Origin of the sequence: Qipengyuania gaetbuli (assembly GCF_020524765.1) — a bacterium.
Classification (GTDB): Bacteria; Pseudomonadota; Alphaproteobacteria; order Sphingomonadales; family Sphingomonadaceae; genus Qipengyuania; species Qipengyuania gaetbuli_A.
The window spans coordinates 25725-41689 of record NZ_JAIVLR010000002.1; the positions used below are offsets into that span (position 1 = coordinate 25725).

General features: G+C 65.2%; 16 protein-coding genes. 7 read left to right on the forward strand and 9 right to left on the reverse strand.

Going from position 1 to position 15965, the window contains the following annotated elements; translation table 11 throughout:
• Positions 1 to 42 precede the first annotated feature (42 nt).
• The 6 genes from dapD to LC083_RS08700 form a co-directional block, all read right to left on the reverse strand.
• A complete protein-coding gene (dapD, locus tag LC083_RS08675) occupies positions 43 to 867 on the reverse strand; it encodes a 2,3,4,5-tetrahydropyridine-2,6-dicarboxylate N-succinyltransferase (RefSeq protein WP_226700070.1) in 825 nt (274 codons plus the stop codon).
• A 49-nt stretch (positions 868 to 916) separates the two neighbouring features.
• Complete coding sequence (locus LC083_RS08680; RefSeq protein WP_226700071.1) at positions 917 to 1996, reverse strand: phosphotransferase family protein; 1080 nt, start codon at positions 1994 to 1996, stop codon at positions 917 to 919.
• Positions 1996 to 3084, reverse strand: a complete 1089-nt coding sequence (locus LC083_RS08685) for a Zn-dependent alcohol dehydrogenase (RefSeq protein WP_226700072.1) — start codon at positions 3082 to 3084, stop codon at positions 1996 to 1998. Before LC083_RS08685 ends, LC083_RS08680 begins: the two co-directional genes overlap by 1 nt.
• The gene (locus tag LC083_RS08690) at positions 3084 to 4418 is read right to left on the reverse strand and encodes an acyl-CoA dehydrogenase family protein (protein ID WP_222555039.1); all 1335 of its coding nucleotides are present in this window, start codon (positions 4416 to 4418) and stop codon (positions 3084 to 3086) included. Before LC083_RS08690 ends, LC083_RS08685 begins: the two co-directional genes overlap by 1 nt.
• Positions 4419 to 4492: 74 nt before the next feature.
• Complete coding sequence (locus LC083_RS08695; RefSeq protein WP_226700073.1) at positions 4493 to 5929, reverse strand: MFS transporter; 1437 nt, start codon at positions 5927 to 5929, stop codon at positions 4493 to 4495.
• Entirely contained in the window at positions 5929 to 6792 is an 864-nt protein-coding gene (locus LC083_RS08700; RefSeq protein ID WP_226700074.1) for an SDR family NAD(P)-dependent oxidoreductase, read from the reverse strand. Before LC083_RS08700 ends, LC083_RS08695 begins: the two co-directional genes overlap by 1 nt.
• Before the next feature lie 180 nt (positions 6793 to 6972).
• Here LC083_RS08700 and LC083_RS08705 point away from each other — a divergent pair, with 180 nt between their 5' ends.
• Genes LC083_RS08705 through LC083_RS08715 form a run of 3 tightly spaced genes read left to right on the forward strand, consistent with a single transcriptional unit; the run spans position 6973 to position 10118 of the window.
• The gene (locus LC083_RS08705; RefSeq protein WP_160608924.1) at positions 6973 to 8154 is read left to right on the forward strand and encodes an acyl-CoA dehydrogenase family protein; all 1182 of its coding nucleotides are present in this window, start codon (positions 6973 to 6975) and stop codon (positions 8152 to 8154) included.
• 3 nt (positions 8155 to 8157) lie between these two features.
• Positions 8158 to 9297: an acyl-CoA dehydrogenase family protein gene (locus LC083_RS08710; RefSeq protein ID WP_226700075.1), complete on the forward strand. Its 1140-nt coding sequence runs from the start codon at positions 8158 to 8160 to the stop codon at positions 9295 to 9297.
• 14 nt (positions 9298 to 9311) lie between these two features.
• Positions 9312 to 10118, forward strand: coding sequence for an SDR family oxidoreductase (locus LC083_RS08715; RefSeq protein ID WP_226700076.1), 807 nt, complete (start codon positions 9312 to 9314; stop codon positions 10116 to 10118).
• A gap of 160 nt (positions 10119 to 10278) precedes the next feature.
• Here LC083_RS08715 and LC083_RS08720 read toward each other — a convergent pair whose 3' ends face one another.
• Positions 10279 to 11253, reverse strand: a complete 975-nt coding sequence (locus LC083_RS08720) for an alpha/beta hydrolase family protein (RefSeq protein WP_226700077.1) — start codon at positions 11251 to 11253, stop codon at positions 10279 to 10281.
• Positions 11254 to 11387: 134 nt separating this feature from the next.
• On the opposite strand from LC083_RS08720, the gene LC083_RS08725 reads away from it, so the two are divergent.
• On the forward strand, positions 11388 to 12266 hold the full coding sequence (locus tag LC083_RS08725; protein WP_319003432.1) for a LysR family transcriptional regulator: 879 nt from the start codon (positions 11388 to 11390) through the stop codon (positions 12264 to 12266).
• A 46-nt stretch (positions 12267 to 12312) separates the two neighbouring features.
• On the opposite strand, the gene LC083_RS08730 is transcribed toward LC083_RS08725, so the two are convergent.
• Positions 12313 to 12729: a VOC family protein gene (locus LC083_RS08730; RefSeq protein ID WP_226700778.1), complete on the reverse strand. Its 417-nt coding sequence runs from the start codon at positions 12727 to 12729 to the stop codon at positions 12313 to 12315.
• A gap of 77 nt (positions 12730 to 12806) precedes the next feature.
• Here LC083_RS08730 and LC083_RS08735 point away from each other — a divergent pair, with 77 nt between their 5' ends.
• Entirely contained in the window at positions 12807 to 13466 is a 660-nt protein-coding gene (locus LC083_RS08735; RefSeq protein WP_222555480.1) for a glutathione S-transferase family protein, read from the forward strand.
• On the forward strand, positions 13433 to 14326 hold the full coding sequence (locus LC083_RS08740; RefSeq protein ID WP_226700079.1) for a S1/P1 nuclease: 894 nt from the start codon (positions 13433 to 13435) through the stop codon (positions 14324 to 14326). Before LC083_RS08735 ends, LC083_RS08740 begins: the two co-directional genes overlap by 34 nt.
• Here the strand turns inward: LC083_RS08740 and LC083_RS08745 are convergent.
• Positions 14323 to 14790, reverse strand: coding sequence for a cupin domain-containing protein (locus tag LC083_RS08745; RefSeq protein WP_226700080.1), 468 nt, complete (start codon positions 14788 to 14790; stop codon positions 14323 to 14325). The genes LC083_RS08740 and LC083_RS08745 overlap by 4 nt on opposite strands.
• Positions 14791 to 14819: 29 nt before the next feature.
• Here LC083_RS08745 and dapE point away from each other — a divergent pair, with 29 nt between their 5' ends.
• Complete coding sequence (dapE, locus tag LC083_RS08750) at positions 14820 to 15956, forward strand: succinyl-diaminopimelate desuccinylase (RefSeq protein ID WP_226700081.1); 1137 nt, start codon at positions 14820 to 14822, stop codon at positions 15954 to 15956.
• Positions 15957 to 15965: the final 9 nt, after the last annotated feature.

Here is a 15965-nt window from a genome sequence, read left to right on the forward strand (position 1 = left end):
AGGGGTTTCTACGGTCGGATGTGACGAATGTTCCGCGCCGTCTCAGTCGCGCAGCAGCTCGTTGATGCCGGTTTTCTCGCGGGTCTGGGCATCGACGGTCTTCACGATCACCGCGCAGGCGAGGCCGGGGCCGCCGTCTTTGCCGGGCAGCGTGCCGGGGACGACGACTGAGAACGGCGGCAGGTGGCCGCGAATGACTTCGCCCGTTTCGCGGTAAACAATCTTGGTCGACTGGGTGATGAATACGCCCATCGAAACGACGCAGCCTTCGCCCACGATCACGCCTTCGACGATTTCGGAGCGGGCGCCGATGAAGCAGTTGTCGCCGATGATGGTCGGGTTGGCCTGCATCGGTTCGAGCACGCCGCCGATGCCTGCGCCGGCCGAGATATGGCAGTTCTCGCCGATCTGCGCGCAGCTGCCGATGCTGGCCCAGGTGTCGACCATCGTGCCCTTGCCGACATAGGCGCCGATGTTGACGAAGCTGGGCATCAGCACGCAGCCGGGCGCGATGTAGGCACCTTCGCGGGCCACGGCGCCCGGCACCACGCGGAAGCCTGCCGCGCGGAAACGGGCATCGTCCCAGCCGGCGAACTTGCTCGGCACCTTGTCGAAGGCGGGATGGCCGGCGCTTCCGCCTTCCATCACGCGGTTGTCGTTGAGGCGGAAGGACAGCAGCACCGCCTTCTTGAGCCACTGGTTGACCTGCCAGCCGCCCTTGCCGTCGGGCTGGGCCACGCGGCCTTCACCGCTGTCGAGCAGCTTCAGGGCAGCCTCGACCGCAGCGCGCACGTCCGCGCTCTGCGGCGTGACGTTGGCGCGGTCCTCCCACGCGGCTTCGATGGCGGTTTCTAGCTCGGCGCTCATGCTGGTCTCCGTATGAATATGCGGAGCGGTCGTTAGCAGCCTTGCCGCGCTAGTCCATCCCCGCCGCTTGGGCGAATTCGTAGGCGCGGTCGACCAGCGGACCGACGCGTTCGCTCATCGCCTTGGCATGGGCGGAAGATGCCGTGCCGTCGATGACGCGCTTCTTGATGCCCTGCATGATGCCGGCGAGCCGGAAGAGGTTGTAGGCGAAGTACCAGTCCATCGGCGGCACCGGATAGCCGGTGCGCGCGACATAGCGGTCCACCGCCTCTTCCTGCGTGGGAATGCCGAGTTCGCCAAGGTCGAGCCCCAGCAGGCCCGCACGCCCGTCGGCCGGGTTGTGCCAGTTCAGCATGAGATAGCTGAAATCGGCGATTGGATCGCCGAGCGTCGAAAGCTCCCAGTCGAGCACGGCGAGGACGCGGTTGGCATCCTTTTCGAAGATCATGTTGTCGAGGCGGTAGTCGCCGTGGACCACGCTGCTCTCGTGCTGCGGCGGGATGGTCTGCGGCAGCCATTCGATCAGCCGCTCCATCTTTGCCATGTGCTCGGTTTCGGAGAGCTTGTACTGCTTGGACCAGCGGGCGATCTGGCGCGCGCAATAGTCGGTCGGCTTGCCATAGTCGCCGAGGCCGATTTCCTCCGGCTTCTGGAGGTGCAGGTCGGCCATGGTGTCGATCATGGCATTGTAGATTTCGCGCCGGTCCGACGGGGCGACGCCCGGAAGCGATCCGTTCCACAGCGACCGTCCGTCGGCGAGGCCCATGACGAAGAACTTGGACCCCAGCACTTCGGGATCCTCGCACAGGCCGTAGGTCTTCGGCACGGGAAAGCCGGTCGGCCCGAGCGCGTGCATGGCCTTGTATTCGCGGTCCACGGCGTGCGCGCTCGGCAGCAGCTTGCCGAACGGCTGGCGCCTGAGGACATAGGAGCGTCCCGGGGTATCGATCCGGTAGGTCGGGTTCGATTGGCCGCCCTTGAACTTGGAATAGCTGATCGGCCCTTCGAAGTCGGACACGTTCGCCTCGAACCATGCGGTCAGCGCGTCGAGGTCGAGCCGGTCGCGTTCGGGCACCTCGATGGTGCCGACCATTTCCTTGTCGAAATCGATTTCCGGACCCGTCGCCATCAGTCGAACACCACCACGCTGCGTGCCGAATGCCCGGCCTTCATCTTCTCGAAGCCCTCGTTGATCTTCTCGAGCGGGATACGCTCGGCGATGATCGTGTCGAGGTCGAGCAGGCCGCGCATGTAGAAATCGACGAGGCGCGGCAGGTCCACCGGGAAGTGGTTCATGCCCATGATCGCGCCCTGCAGCTTCTTGCCGGACAAAAGATCCATCGCGCCGAGGCCGACCTTGCAGTCCAGCGGCATCATGCCGAGGATCGTGGCCGTACCGCCGCGGCGCAGCAGCTTGACCGCGAGGTCGGCGGATGCCTGCCGCCCGACCGCCTCGATGGCGTGGTGCACGCCCCCGCCGGTGAGCTTCATCACCTGGTCGACCGCATCGACCGACATGGCGTCGAAGGCGTGGGTTGCGCCCAGGACCATGGCCAGTTCGCGCTTTTCCGCGATCGGGTCGAGCGCGATGACCTTGCCGGCGCCTGCGATCTTGGCGGCATTGATGGCCGCGAGGCCCACGCCGCCGCAGCCGACCACGGCCACGGTTTCACCCGGCACGACCGAGCAGGCGTTGAAGATCGTGCCCGCTCCTGTCGTTACCGCGCAGCCGATCACGGCGGCACGGTCAAGCGGCATGTCCTTGTCGATCGCGACGCAGGCGTGCTCGTGGATCAGCATCTGCTCGCAGAAGGCGGACAGGTTGAGCATTTGCGCAACCGGGCCGCTGCCGTCGGCGCGCATGATGCGCGGGGCCTGGTCCTGTGCGCGGCGCGTGTCGGCACCCATGCACAGCGCCATGCGGCCCGTGACGCAGAATTCGCAGTGGCCGCAGAAGGCCGAAAGGCAGGAGACCACGTGGTCGCCCGGCTTCACGGTCTTCACCTCGCTGCCGACCGCCCGGACCACGCCTGCCGCCTCGTGCCCGGGGATCGCCGGGAGCGGGTGCGGATAGGAGCCTTCGATGAAGTGCAGGTCCGAATGGCACAGGCCGCAGGCCTTGGTGTCGATCAGCACCTCGTGCGGGCCGGGATCGGCGAGTTCCACCTCGCCGATCGTCAGACCGCCCACGGCTTCGAGGATTGCAGCCTTCGCCATCAGCGCGCCACTCCCATGTCGCCCGAGCTGAGGTTGTCATTGCCGGTGGTCGGAGCCTTGCCGTCGCGCAGGGCGTTGGCAGTGGGACCGGCCTTGGGCAGGTGCTTGGCGAACTCCATGCGCGCGATCGAGCGGGCGTGGACCTCGTCCGGACCGTCGGCCAAGCGCAGCGTGCGCTGGTGGGCATAGGCATTGGCAAGGCCGTAATCGTCCGACACGCCGCCGCCGCCATGGGCCTGGATGGCATCGTCGATGATCTTCAGGGCCATGTTCGGCGCCTGCACCTTGATCATGGCGATTTCCTGCTTGGCCGCCTTGTTGCCGACCTTGTCCATCATGTCGGCCGCCTTGAGGCAGAGCAGGCGGGTCATGTCGATATCGATACGGGCACGCGCCACGCGCTCTTCCCAGACCGAGTGTTTGTAGATCGGCTTGCCGAAGGCCTCGCGCTCCTGGAGGCGCTGGCACATCTTATGGAGCGCTTCCTCGGCGACGCCGATGGTGCGCATGCAGTGGTGGATACGGCCCGGCCCGAGGCGGCCCTGCGCGATCTCGAAGCCGCGGCCTTCGCCCAGCAGCATGTTGGTGACAGGGACGCGCACGTCCTTCAGTTCCACTTCCATGTGGCCGTGCGGCGCATCGTCATAGCCGAACACCGGCAGATGGCGCAGGATGGTCACGCCCGGCGCATCCATCGGCATGAGGATCATCGACTGGGCGGCATGGCGGCCGGCCGAAAAATCGGTCTTGCCCATGACGATGGCGACCTTGCAGCGCGGATCGCCCACGCCCGACGACCACCACTTGCGGCCGTTGATGACATATTCGTCGCCGTCACGCTCGATCCGGCATTCGATGTTGGTCGCATCGGACGAAGCGGTGAAGGGTTCGGTCATGAGGAAGGCCGAACGGATTTCGCCGTTCATCAGCGGGGTCAGCCACTGCTCCTTCTGCTCGCGCGTACCATAGCGGTGGAACACTTCCATGTTGCCCGTGTCGGGGGCGGAACAGTTGAACACTTCGGAGGCGAAACCGATGCGGCCCATTTCCTCGGCGCAGAGTGCATATTCGAGGTTGGTGAGGCCGGGGCCTTCGAATTCGAACGTGTCGTCGACATGATGGTGGCTGTCGTTCCGCGGCGGCATGAACAGGTTCCAGATGCCTTCGGCCTTGGCCTTGGCCTTGAGGTCCTCGACCACCTGGATGACCTTCCAGCGCTCGCCCTCGGCATCCTGCGCCTTGTAGGTCGCGACGGCGGGGCGGACATTGGCTTCGATGAAGTTCCTTACCCGGTCGCGCCAGTAGGTTTGCCTTTCGGTGGGTTCGAAATCCATCGTGTAATCCTCTCTTCGAAAAATCCGTTGCGTGATGAAACTGGCAGAGCTTTTCAGCCTCGCCAAGGGGGAAATCAGGGTACCATGGTGCCGCCGTCGATATCGCCGCGTGCGGCAAGGTCGAGCGCGCGCACGCGCGCCTCGTGTTCCTCGCGCCCGATCGGGAAGCGGCCGAGCCAGTAGGCCGCGAACAGGGCGAGGACGACGGTCGCGCCGCCGTAATACAGGATGATGTGCTCCAGCACCTCGGCAGGCACGCTGCCCTGCCTGGCTTCCGATGCGAGGCCCGCTGCAGCGACGATCTGGCCGGTCAGGAAAATGCCGACGCCGGTGGCGCATTTCTGGACAAACCAGTTGCCCGCATAGAACGCACCTTCGGCCCTGCGGCCCTGCCGTTCCTCGAACGCCTCTACGATTTCGGCGATCATCGAGGTGGCCGAGATCATGGTGACGACGCCCAGCATGTTGGCGAAAAACAGGAACAGATAGAACAGGGCGGTCGAGGCGGTACCGCCCGGCTGCGGCCAGGCACCGGCAAGGAACAGGGCGTAGGGCGTAAGGCCCACGACCATGGCGGCAATCGCGCTCCACGCGGCGCTCTTGGGCTTGCCGTAACGGCGGTGCAGCGGCCCGACGACGAAGAACATGACGATGACCGAGAAGAACAGCACGATCGGGTAGAGCTTCAGCGCCAGCCCGTTGAACTGCCACACGAACAGATTGACGTAGTTCGAGATCGAGAAGGTCATGCCCTGGCTGACATAGGCCGCCAGCGCGCCGAGGCCCCAGATGAGGAAGGCGCGTTCGGAAAACGCCTCGATGATCTCGCCGAAAATGCCGCGGAAGGTGAGCGGGGTGGGTTTGACCTCGGGCAGGTGCGCGACGAGTTGGTGCTGCCCCCAGGCCGATCCGACGACGGAAATGACGATCAGTGCCGCGCCGAATATGCCGTAAATCATGTAGCCGTCACGCTGCAGCAGCGCTTCGGGCGTCGGCATGAAGACGTAATAGGCCATCACCATCATCAGCAGCCCGCCGGTCCAGCCCGACAGGAAGCGGTAGCGGAACAGCGTCGTGCGGTCGTCGTAATCGGAGGTGATTTCGGGGACGAGGCTGACCGACGGCACCTCGCAGGCCGACAGGAGGATGCGCACCACCACGGCGATGCCGAACAGGCCCCACCAGCTGGGCGCTTCGCCCGTCGGCGGGGACCACAGCATGATCCAGACGATCGCCAGCGGGATCGGCGCGGCGTAAAGCCAAGGGAGGCGGCGGCCCCAGCGGGTGTAGGTCCGGTCCGACAGCGCGCCGAGCACCGGGTCGACCACTGCATCGACCAGCAGCGCCAGCACCAGCGCAAGGCTGACCATCCCGGCATCCATGCCGAGGACCTGGTTGTAATAGAGCAGCAGGAAGAAGCTGAAGCCCGAATCCTTCACCCCGAAGGCGACCGATCCGAAGCCGTGGATCAGCTTGAGCCGCTGGGGCAGGGGGCCGGTTACGAATGGCATCAGGCGTTTGCTTGCGCCTGTTCCGCCATCGCTTCGAGTGCAGCGAAGAGGCCGGGCTCTTCGGGATCCCAGCTATGCCGCGGGCCCAGCGTGATGCCGCCATCGACGATCATCGATGCGCCGGTCATGAAACCGGCCGCATCGCTCGCCATGAAGGCGACCGCCTCAGCGATATCGCGAGGCTGGCCGCCGCGCGCGACCGGCTGGGCGTTGGACGACATCTGCGCGATCGCCGCATTGGCCTGCCGCCGCAAATCGCCTTCGATCCCCAGCGTTGCCGTGAAGATATTGGTGTTGATGAAGCCGGGCTGCACCGCGTTCACGCGGATACCATGCTGGGCAAGATCGGTGGCCGCGCACTTGGTGAGGTGCAGCACGCCCGCCTTGGCGACGGCATAGGCGGTCGGCGAATAGCCCGGGCCCACGGCTGCCACGCTCGACACGTTGACGATGCTGGCGCCCTTGCGGCCCTTCATGTGCGGGACGGCATAGCGGATGCCGAAGGCGACCGAGCGCAGGAGGAGGTGGAAGGTCCAGTCCCACTCGTCGGGCTCGATCTCGTCGATGGCTGCACGCGCGCCGCCCGCGCCGGCATTGTTGAACACGACATCGATGCCGCCGGTCTCTGCCGCGGCGCCGTCCATCAGCGCCTTGATCGATGCCGGGTCGCACACGTCGCAGTGCCGGTAACGCACATCGCCGCCTGTCGCAGCCTCCAGAGCGCGGCCACCTTCATCGTCGATATCGCTGGCGAAAACGGTCGCGCCCTCGCTTGCGAAAAGGCGCGTCGCTTCGGCGCCGATGCCCGATGCGGCACCGGTAATGATGACGGTCCGGCCCGAGAATCGGTTGGTGTCGGCCATGCTTTCTCTCCCTCGAATCCGAGGCTTTCAGCTTAGGCGCACGGCACCTGCCGTCAACGTAATCCGCCTGACGCTACGGCATGGCGCTCCGCCGCGATGGGCCTTGCGGCGCGAGGCCGAATCACCCTAACGTAAACGTCAAGTCGCAAGACCCGAGAGATTGAAGAGAGGAGCCCCCCGATGTCCGATCCGGATGCATTCCGCGCCGACGTGCGCGCATGGCTGGAAGCCAATTGCCCCCCCGAAATGCGCGAGCCCGTCCGGGACGAGGCCGACGTCTACTGGGGCGGCCGCAACGCCACCTTCAAGAACGATGCGCAGAAGGCATGGTTCGAGGCCTGCCGCGACAAGGGCTACACCGTTCCCGAATGGCCCAAGGCCTATGGCGGTGCCGGACTGACGCCGGCCGAAGGCAAGATCCTGCGCCAGGAAATGTCGCGCATCGGCGCGCGCCCCCCGCTCTCGAGCTTCGGCATCTGGATGCTCGGCCCGGCGCTGCTCCACTTCGGCACCGAAGGCCAGAAGCAGCGCTTCCTCAATGAAATCGCCGCGGGCAAGATCCGCTGGTGCCAGGGCTATTCGGAACCGGGTAGCGGCTCCGACCTCGTGTCGATGCAGACCTTCGGCGAAGACAAGGGCGACCACTGGGTCGTCAATGGCCAGAAGATCTGGACCTCCTATGCAGATGAAGCCGACTGGATCTTCTGCCTCGTCCGCACGGACAAGGAGAACAAGTACCAGGGCATCACCTTCATGCTGTTCGACATGGCGAGCGAAGGCGTCTCGACCAAGCCGATCAAGCTGATTTCGGGCAACAGCCCGTTCTGCGAAACCTTCATGGACGATGTGAAGGTGCCCAAGTCCTATGGCGAGGACATCCCCGGCTATGTCGGCCAGATCAATCGCGGCTGGGACGTGGCGAAGTACCTGCTCGGCCACGAGCGCGAGATGATCTCGGGCGCCGGCGGCGGCGATCGCACCAGCGCCATCGGCGCGGCGATGAAGCGCATGGCGGGCGAACTCGACCCCGTGCTGCGCGCGCAGATCGCCATGTTCGACGTCGATGCGCTGGCCTACAGCGCGATGGGCGAGAAGTTCCTCGACGAAATGAAGTCGGGCAAGGGGCATCCCGCCCAGCCGAACATGATGAAATACGTCGGCACCGAGCTGAACAAGCAGCGCCACGAACTCATGATGTCGGTCGGCGGCAGCCGCGCTCTGGAATGGGAGAGCGAGGACACCGGCGGCGGCAAACCGTCGCGCAACTGGCTTCGCACGAAGGCCAATTCGATCGAGGGCGGCACGAGCGAAGTCATGCTCAACGTCATCTCGAAGCGTATCCTCGACCTGCCGGGAGCCTGATCCATGCCTCTTTATCATGACGACGACCAGGCGATGCTGGCCGAAACCGCCAGCCAGTTCATGGCCGAGGAAGGTGCCATCGCCAAGCAGCTGCGGCACTGGCGCGACCGCAATTGCAAGGACGGCTTCGGCCACGGCCTGTGGAAGCAGTTCGCCGAAATGGGATTCACCGGAATGCTCGTCAGCGAGGATGACGGCGGCCTCGGCATGGGCAGCTACGAAGCGGGCATCGTGCTCGAGGAAATCGGGCGCAACCTGACGCCTTCGCCCTTCCTCGCCAGCTCGGTGCTGGCAGCGACTGCGCTCAAGCACGCCGACGATGCCGCTCGCCAGCGCTGGTTGCCGGGCCTCGTGTCGGGCGACCTCGTCTATTCGGTCGCGATCGACGAAGGTGCCAAGCACCGTCCCGAACGCATCAAGACCCGCGCCGAGAAATCGGGCAACGGCTTCCGCCTGACCGGCCAGAAGGACTTCGTCCTCCACGGTGCCAGCGCGGACATGCTGGTGGTCGCCGCGCGCACGTCTGGCGCCGATGAGGATGCGGACGGCATCACCCTGTTCGCCGTGCCCAAGGATGCAGCCAACATGAGCCACGACGCGGTTCGCCTCGTCGACAGCTCGATGGCCTCGCACACCAAGTTCGAAGGCGTGGAGCTCGACGGCGATGCCGTGATCGGCGAAGTCGACGGCGGGCGCGAAGTGCTCAATGCCATGCTGACCGCCGGCCGTATCGGCGCTGCCGCAGAAGGCGTGGGCGTTGCCCGCGGTGCGATGGACATGACCGTCGACTACCTCAAGCAGCGCAAGCAGTTCGGTAAGCTGATCGGCGAATTCCAGGCGCTGCAGCACCGTGCCGCGCATCTCTATTCCGAAGTCGAGATCGCCCGCGCGGTCACCATGAAGGCAGCCCAGCTGCTCGACGGGGGCAGCGAGAAGGCCGACCTCATGGCCTCGGTCGCCAAGGCCAAGGTCGCCAAGGCCGCAGGGCTTGCGGTGCGTGAAGGCGTGCAGATGCACGGCGGCATCGGCATGACCGACGAATACGACATCGGCCTCTACATGAAGCGCGACCGTGCGCTGCAGGAATTCCTCGGCGACATGTATTACCACGCGAGCCGCGTGGCGGACATGAGCGGCTACTGAGCGGGAGAGACGACATGACACTGGAAGATATGTTCAGCCTCAAGGGCCGTAACGCCCTCGTCACCGGCGGCAGCCGCGGCATCGGCCGGATGATCGTGGAAGGCTTCCTCGCCGCCGGCGCAGAGCGGGTCTACATCACCGCGCGAAAGGGCGGCGAACTGCACGAGACGGCCGCGGAACTGGGCGACAGGGTCGTGCCGATCCAGGGCGACATCTCGACGCTCGAAGGGATCGACGAACTGGTGGCCGAGATTTCCTCGCGCGAGGACCATCTCGACATTCTCGTCAACAATGCGGGCGCGGCATGGGGCGCGGACTACCTCGACTTCCCCGAGGAAGGCTGGGACAAGGTCATGGACCTCAACGTCAAGACGCCCTTCTTCCTCACGCAGAGGCTGCACGGTCTGCTGACCGCCAATGCCAGCCAGGCAAAGCCGGGCAAGGTGATCAACATCGCCAGCATCGACGGCCTGCGCATCAATCCGTGGGAGACCTATTCCTACCAGGCCTCGAAGGCGGCGCTGATTCACCTGACGCGGCGCATGGCGGCGCGGCTGGTCAAGGACCACGTCTACGTCACCGGCATCGCGCCGGGCGCCTTCCCGTCGAACATGAACAAGGTCGCGCGCGACATGGCGGATGAAAGCGCCAAGGGCATCCCGAACAAGCGCGTGGGCGACAAGTTCGACATGGGCGGCAGCGCGGTCTACCTCGCCAGCCGCGCAGGCGACTACACGGTCGGGGAGACCATCGCGGTCGACGGCGGCATCGTGAACGCCCACCTGCCGACCCACTTCGCCGACCCGGCAGGCGGCCGGTAGGCGACATCAAGACCAGGCTCGGGCCCAGGCCCGGCTACGAGAAAGCCCCGCTGCAGTGCGGGGCTTTTTTGTTTCGGCTCCGGTGAGGCGAAGGACCTGTAACGGGTTGCGGTGGACACAAAGCGAGAGGGGGCCGATCATCGCCGACCCCCTCCATCCTTCATTCCGCGGGTTCAGGAACCCGGGCTTCAGCGAAGTGCTTCGCGAAGAAGGATAGTACCTTCTCGGGGTTGCGGCCGAACCAGTTGTAGCCGTCGCGGAACCGGCGCGTGGTATCTTCGATCCAGACCATTTCCTTGTCCTCGCTGCCGAGGCGGTCGAACGTGTACTGCGCGTCCTGCGGGTTCTTCGTCCAGGCATCGTCGCGCACCTGCCACATGAGGACCGGCATCTTTACGGCCGGTGCCCACAAGGCACCCGACATATCCGCCGCCGGGAAGCCGCCCAGCTTGAGCAGTTCGAGGTCGATCAGTTCCTGGTACTGCGCGATCCCCTGCAGTTCGCCGAAAGCCTGGAAAATGGCGGTCATGTTGGGAACGAGCGGGCTGGCCATGCAGAGCACGTTCTCGAACAGTTCGGGATGCTTGGTGATCGCCGCATATTGCGAGACACCGCCGAGGCACTGGCTGAACAGCGCGACCTTCATCTTGCCGAGGCGGGGGTGCGCATCGACATACTGCTTCACGCCCACGCAGTCCTGCCACTCCCACTGGCCGATGCCGGATACGCCGCCATTGGCAGCGCCGCTCTGGCCATGATTGCGGAAGTCGTAGGTCAGCACATTGTAACCCGCGTCGGTCAGGTGCTTGTACTGGATTACGAAATCGATTTCGGAATCGTCGAGCAGGCTCCACGGTTCGCCGAAATGGCCGGGGAAGCCAGCCCGGCACATCGGCAGGGCGTGATTGAAGATGATCAGCTTGTCGCTCTCGCCACCCTTGGCCGGCATGTACCACGCGGCGAGCGGAGTGCCGTCGGCGGAGGGAATGGTCAGGTCATCCCAGCCTTCGATGCCGTAATAGTCGGGGTCCTTGAAGATGAAGCTGCGCGGCGATTTCACGAGTGCGGCAAGCCCCTTCACCTTCTCGTGGTCTTCGGCAGAAATGGATTTTTCCTGCTCGAGGGCGGCTTGCATTCTTTCCTTTGAAATGGCGGTCACTGGTCGTCTCCTTGATGCGATAGCTGGAAGATAGACCGCATGCGCCAATTAGATTAGACGCTTAATTCTTCTTGCCCTTATCAACGAGGTGATAAATGCGCCGCGACGACATGGCCGATCTCGCAGCCTTCGCGGTTGTCGCCGAGGAGCAGAGCTTCACCCGCGCATCCAAGCGGCTGGGCATGTCCCAGTCCGCTCTCAGCCAGATCGTGAGAAGGCTGGAAGAACGGCTAGGCCTGCGGCTCCTTGCACGAACGACCCGCAGTGTCGCGCCGACACAAGTGGGCGAGCAACTTCTCTCGACCCTCACTCCGATGTTGCGCGATCTCGACGCCAGTATCGAGGCGCTGAGCGAAACCAAGGAAAAGCCCGCTGGCACCATCCGCATCACTTCGGTCGAACACGCAGCAAGGCAGTTCCTGATCCCGGCCTTGGCCAAGATCCTGCCGGACAATCCCGACATCAAGGTCGAGATCGAAGTCGACTACGGCCTGAAGGACATTATCGCGTCCCATTTCGACGCCGGGGTCAGGATCGGCGAGCAGGTCGAGAAAGACATGATCGCAGTGAGAATATCGCCACCGGTCCCGATGGCGATCGTCGCCTCGCCCGCTTACTTTGCGCTTAATCCTGCGCCATCGACACCACGTGAACTGAGCAGGCACGTGTGCCTAAATCTGCGGATGCCGACCTCCGGGACATTCTATGAGTGGCGGCTGTCGAAAGATGGCAAGGCAGTCCACGTCCGCCTCGACGGGCAACTGGCATTCAATGCGCTTGGTCCCATCAGGGATGCGGCGCTTGCTGGCCTCGGGATCGCAAACCTGCCGCTGGACCAGGTTGCCGAACTTCTGGCGGCAGGCCGATTGCAGAGAGCCATGACCGATTGGAGCGAGGACTTGCCGCCCTATTACCTCTATTACCCGCACCGCCGTCACGGGTCGGCGGCCTTCAGGCTCGTGATCGACGCCTTGCGATGGCGGGACTAGCAGGCAGAAGGTCGGTCACCGGACGCTCCAGCCCCGCAGTCCTGCCTCAGGTCGCGAAGATCATGTCGTCGCTGGCGAAGGCTTTCATCTCCAGCGCATTGCCGCTGGGATCGCGGAAGAACATCGTCGCCTGTTCGCCCGGCTGGCCCTTGAAGCGGATGGTCGGCTCGATCGCGAACTTCACGCCCGCGGCGGTCAGCCGGTCGGCCAGCGCCTGCCAGTCCTCCATCGTCAGGACCACGCCGAAATGCGGCACCGGCACGTCGTGACCGTCGACCGGATTGCTGGCCCGGTCCCCGCTCTCGCCGCCGGTATGGGCGACGATCTGGTGGCCGTAGAAGTCGAAATCGATCCATTCGTCCGAGCTGCGGCCTTCGCGGCAGCCCATCAGGCCGCCGTAGAAGGCGCGGGCCTCGGCAAGATCGCGGACGGGAAAGGCGAGATGGAAGGGGCGCAGGCTCATGACCTGCATCTAGCACGTCCGTTCAGGCTCGACACTGCCAAAATGAACCTTTACCGGCACTTGCGAAAGGTGGGCGCATGAAAGTCATCATCGGCAACAAGAACTATTCGAGCTGGTCGCTGCGCGGCTGGCTGGCTGCCAAGCAGTCGGGCCTGTCCTTCGAGGAAATCGTGGTGCCGCTGTTCGGCGAGAACTGGGAAGCGACCCGCAAGGGCGGCGAGATCCAGCCCTCCAGCGGCAAGGTGCCGATCCTGTGGGACGGCGACACGGTGGTGTGGGACAGCCTTGCGATCCTCGAATATCTCTCGGACAAGGTCGGGCGCGACCGGTTCTGGCCCAAGGACGATACCGCGCGCGGCATGGCGCGCTCGATGGTCGCGGAAATGCATTCCTCCTTCCAGGCGCTGCGCAGCGAATGCCCGATGAACGTGCGCAAGCGCTTCGACGGGTTCGAGCCGAGCGAGGAATGCACGGCAGACATCCTGCGTATCCTCGGCCTGTGGGCGGAAGCGCGCAGCCGCTTCGGCAGCGGCGGGCCGTTCCTGTTCGGCACTTTCGGTGCGGCGGACGTGTTCTTTGCCCCCGTGGTGTCACGGTTCATCAGCTACCAGATCGCCGTCCCGGGCTTTGCCGCCGCCTATATGCAGGCAGTGTGGGAGCACGAATGGATGCAGGCGTGGATTGCAGCTTCGGAAAGCGAAGAATGGGTCATCGAGCAATACGAAACCGTTTCCTGACCGCACTGGCGGCGCTGCTGGCGCTGCTGCCCGTCCAGGCGAGCGCGTGGGGTTTCTATGCCCACCGCACCACGGCGGACATCGCACTGGAAAACGTGCGCCCCGAAACGCGCGCCGGCATCGCGCGCCTGATGCGCGCCGCGCCGCAGCTGGGCGTGCCGCAATGCGATCTTGCAGACTTGCAGGATGCGAGCGTGTGGCCCGACTGCCTGCGGTCCGAAGGCTGGCGCTGGGGCTATACCTTCGCCTGGCATTACCGCACCGCGCCGGTGTGCGAGGCCTATAACCCGCGCTCCAACTGCTCGGGCGGCAATTGCATCCTCGAGCAGATCGAGCGCAACCAGCGCATCCTTGCCGACGAGAGCCTGCCGGCCAACGTGCGGCTTGAGGCGCTCGCTTTCCTCGTCCACTTCATCGGCGACGTGCACATGCCGCTGCATTCGGGCGACCACGAGGATCGCGGCGGCAACGATATCGACACCGCCTACGGCATCGCGCCGGGATTGAACCTGCACTGGATCTGGGACGGCCCGCTGGCAGAGCGTGCGATCACTTCTGCGCCGAGCCCGCTGGTGCGCCGCTATTCTGCCGAAGAGCGCGCAGAACTTGGCGGGGGCACCCCTGCAGACTGGGGCCGCGAGAGCTGGGAGACGAGCCGCGATTTCGTCTATCCGACTGCTTTCGACCGCCCGCCCTGCGAGGGCGAGGACCTGCCGGACGAAACCGCGCTGACGCAGGAGGATATCGAACGCGCCATCCCCATCGCCCAGCGCCGCGTCACGCAGGCGGGCATCCGCATGGCCGAATTCCTCGATGCCGCCTTCGCGCCGGGACCTCTGCCCGCGCCGGAACGCGACTAGGGCACGCGGCTCGTCGGGTAGGGCGTGCCGTCCTTCCTGAAATAGCCTTCGGGCGTGAACACCATGTCGATATCGGGGTATTCGCCCCGGTCTTCATCCCTGTCGCCGCCGCTGATCGCGACGAATACGCACGGCTCGGCAGAGCGGTTGTGGAGCCTGTGCCCGTCGCGCACGCCTGCAGGCCAGGCGAGGATGTCGCCCGGCACCACCTGTGTCTCGCCCCCGTCCTCGATCAGCACGGCCTCGCCTTCCAGCATGACGACGAGCTCGTCCTGCCCTTCGTGCCAGTGGCGCTGCGAGGAATAGGCGCCGGGTGCCAGCGTCACTTGGCTCGCGCCCAGTTTCGTAAGGCCGGAAGGCGGCGCGAGGCGGCGATACCAGCGCCCCTCCACCTCCGCGTCATAGGGCGGGGGATAGCCCGTCGCATTGGTCTGTGGGATCGCATCGAGATCAAGCTTGGGCATCGGGGCGCACTCCTGCTAGCGCTGCGAACATGACCCAAGTTCTCGACCTCGCCAAGCGGCTCCTCGCTGCGCCCAGCGTGACCCCGGCCACCGGCCCCGTTTTCGACGCGATGGAGGCGATGCTCGTCCCGCTCGGTTTCGAGGTGACGCGGTTCCGGCGCGGCGATGGCGAGCCCGGATCGCCGGAAGAAGCGGTGGAGAACCTCTTCGCCATCCGCCGCGGCCCTGAAGGTTCGCGCCACTTCGCCTTTGCAGGCCACCTCGACGTGGTGCCGCCGGGCGATGGCTGGACCAGCGCGCCGTTCGAGCCGGAAGAACGCGGCGACTTGCTCTATGGCCGCGGGGCTGTGGACATGAAGGGCTCGATCGCCTGCATGGTCGACGCCGTGGCCAATGTGCCTGCAGAGGCCGGCACCATCAGCTTCATCATCACCGGCGACGAGGAAGGCCCCGCGCTCCACGGCACCCGCGCGCTGATCGACTTCATGAAGGCAGAAGGCCACCAGCCCGACCTGTGCCTCGTGGGCGAGCCGACTTCGGTCAACCGGCTGGGCGACATGATGAAGATCGGCCGGCGCGGGTCGGTCAACATCTGGCTGGAGGTCGAGGGGACGCAGGGCCACGTCGCCTATCCGCACCTTGCCGACAACCCGATCCCCAAGCTGGTCGCCATGCTCGCCGAACTCGATGCGCTGGTGCTCGACGAAGGGACCGACTGGTTCCAGCCGAGCAATCTGGAAATTACCGAGATCGACACGCCGAACCGCGCGCACAACGTCATTCCCGCCAAAGCGAAGGCGCGCATCTCGATCCGCTTCAACGACTGCCACTCGGGCGCCTCGCTGTCGGAGATGGTCGGGGCGATCGCGCAAAAGCACGGCGGGCAGGCGCTCCCGATCATCTCGGGCGAGCCGTTCCTGACCCCGCCGGGCGAATTTTCCGACATCATCGCGCGCGCGGTGAAGGCGGAGACGGGCCTCGATCCCGAACCCTCGACCACCGGCGGAACCTCGGACGCGCGGTTCCTGCGCGCCGTGTGCCCGGTGATCGAATTCGGCCTGTGCAACGCAACCATGCACAAGCGGGACGAGGCGGTGGCCATCGAGGACCTTTCCACGCTAAGCCGCATCTACGCAGCAATCGCGAAAGACGCGCTGGCACTGTAAATACTGGAA

Coding starts and splice junctions, on each gene's coding strand:
- dapD (WP_226700070.1), bottom strand. CDS start 867: ATGAGCGCCGAGCTAGAAACCGCCATCGAAGCCGCGTGGGAGGACCGC.
- LC083_RS08680 (WP_226700071.1), bottom strand. CDS start 1,996: ATGGCGACGGGTCCGGAAATCGATTTCGACAAGGAAATGGTCGGCACC.
- LC083_RS08685 (WP_226700072.1), bottom strand. CDS start 3,084: ATGGCGAAGGCTGCAATCCTCGAAGCCGTGGGCGGTCTGACGATCGGC.
- LC083_RS08690 (WP_222555039.1), bottom strand. CDS start 4,418: ATGGATTTCGAACCCACCGAAAGGCAAACCTACTGGCGCGACCGGGTA.
- LC083_RS08695 (WP_226700073.1), bottom strand. CDS start 5,929: ATGCCATTCGTAACCGGCCCCCTGCCCCAGCGGCTCAAGCTGATCCAC.
- LC083_RS08700 (WP_226700074.1), bottom strand. CDS start 6,792: ATGGCCGACACCAACCGATTCTCGGGCCGGACCGTCATCATTACCGGT.
- LC083_RS08705 (WP_160608924.1), top strand. CDS start 6,973: ATGTCCGATCCGGATGCATTCCGCGCCGACGTGCGCGCATGGCTGGAA.
- LC083_RS08710 (WP_226700075.1), top strand. CDS start 8,158: ATGCCTCTTTATCATGACGACGACCAGGCGATGCTGGCCGAAACCGCC.
- LC083_RS08715 (WP_226700076.1), top strand. CDS start 9,312: ATGACACTGGAAGATATGTTCAGCCTCAAGGGCCGTAACGCCCTCGTC.
- LC083_RS08720 (WP_226700077.1), bottom strand. CDS start 11,253: ATGCAAGCCGCCCTCGAGCAGGAAAAATCCATTTCTGCCGAAGACCAC.
- LC083_RS08725 (WP_319003432.1), top strand. CDS start 11,388: ATGGCCGATCTCGCAGCCTTCGCGGTTGTCGCCGAGGAGCAGAGCTTC.
- LC083_RS08730 (WP_226700778.1), bottom strand. CDS start 12,729: ATGAGCCTGCGCCCCTTCCATCTCGCCTTTCCCGTCCGCGATCTTGCC.
- LC083_RS08735 (WP_222555480.1), top strand. CDS start 12,807: ATGAAAGTCATCATCGGCAACAAGAACTATTCGAGCTGGTCGCTGCGC.
- LC083_RS08740 (WP_226700079.1), top strand. CDS start 13,433: ATGGGTCATCGAGCAATACGAAACCGTTTCCTGACCGCACTGGCGGCG.
- LC083_RS08745 (WP_226700080.1), bottom strand. CDS start 14,790: ATGCCCAAGCTTGATCTCGATGCGATCCCACAGACCAATGCGACGGGC.
- dapE (WP_226700081.1), top strand. CDS start 14,820: ATGACCCAAGTTCTCGACCTCGCCAAGCGGCTCCTCGCTGCGCCCAGC.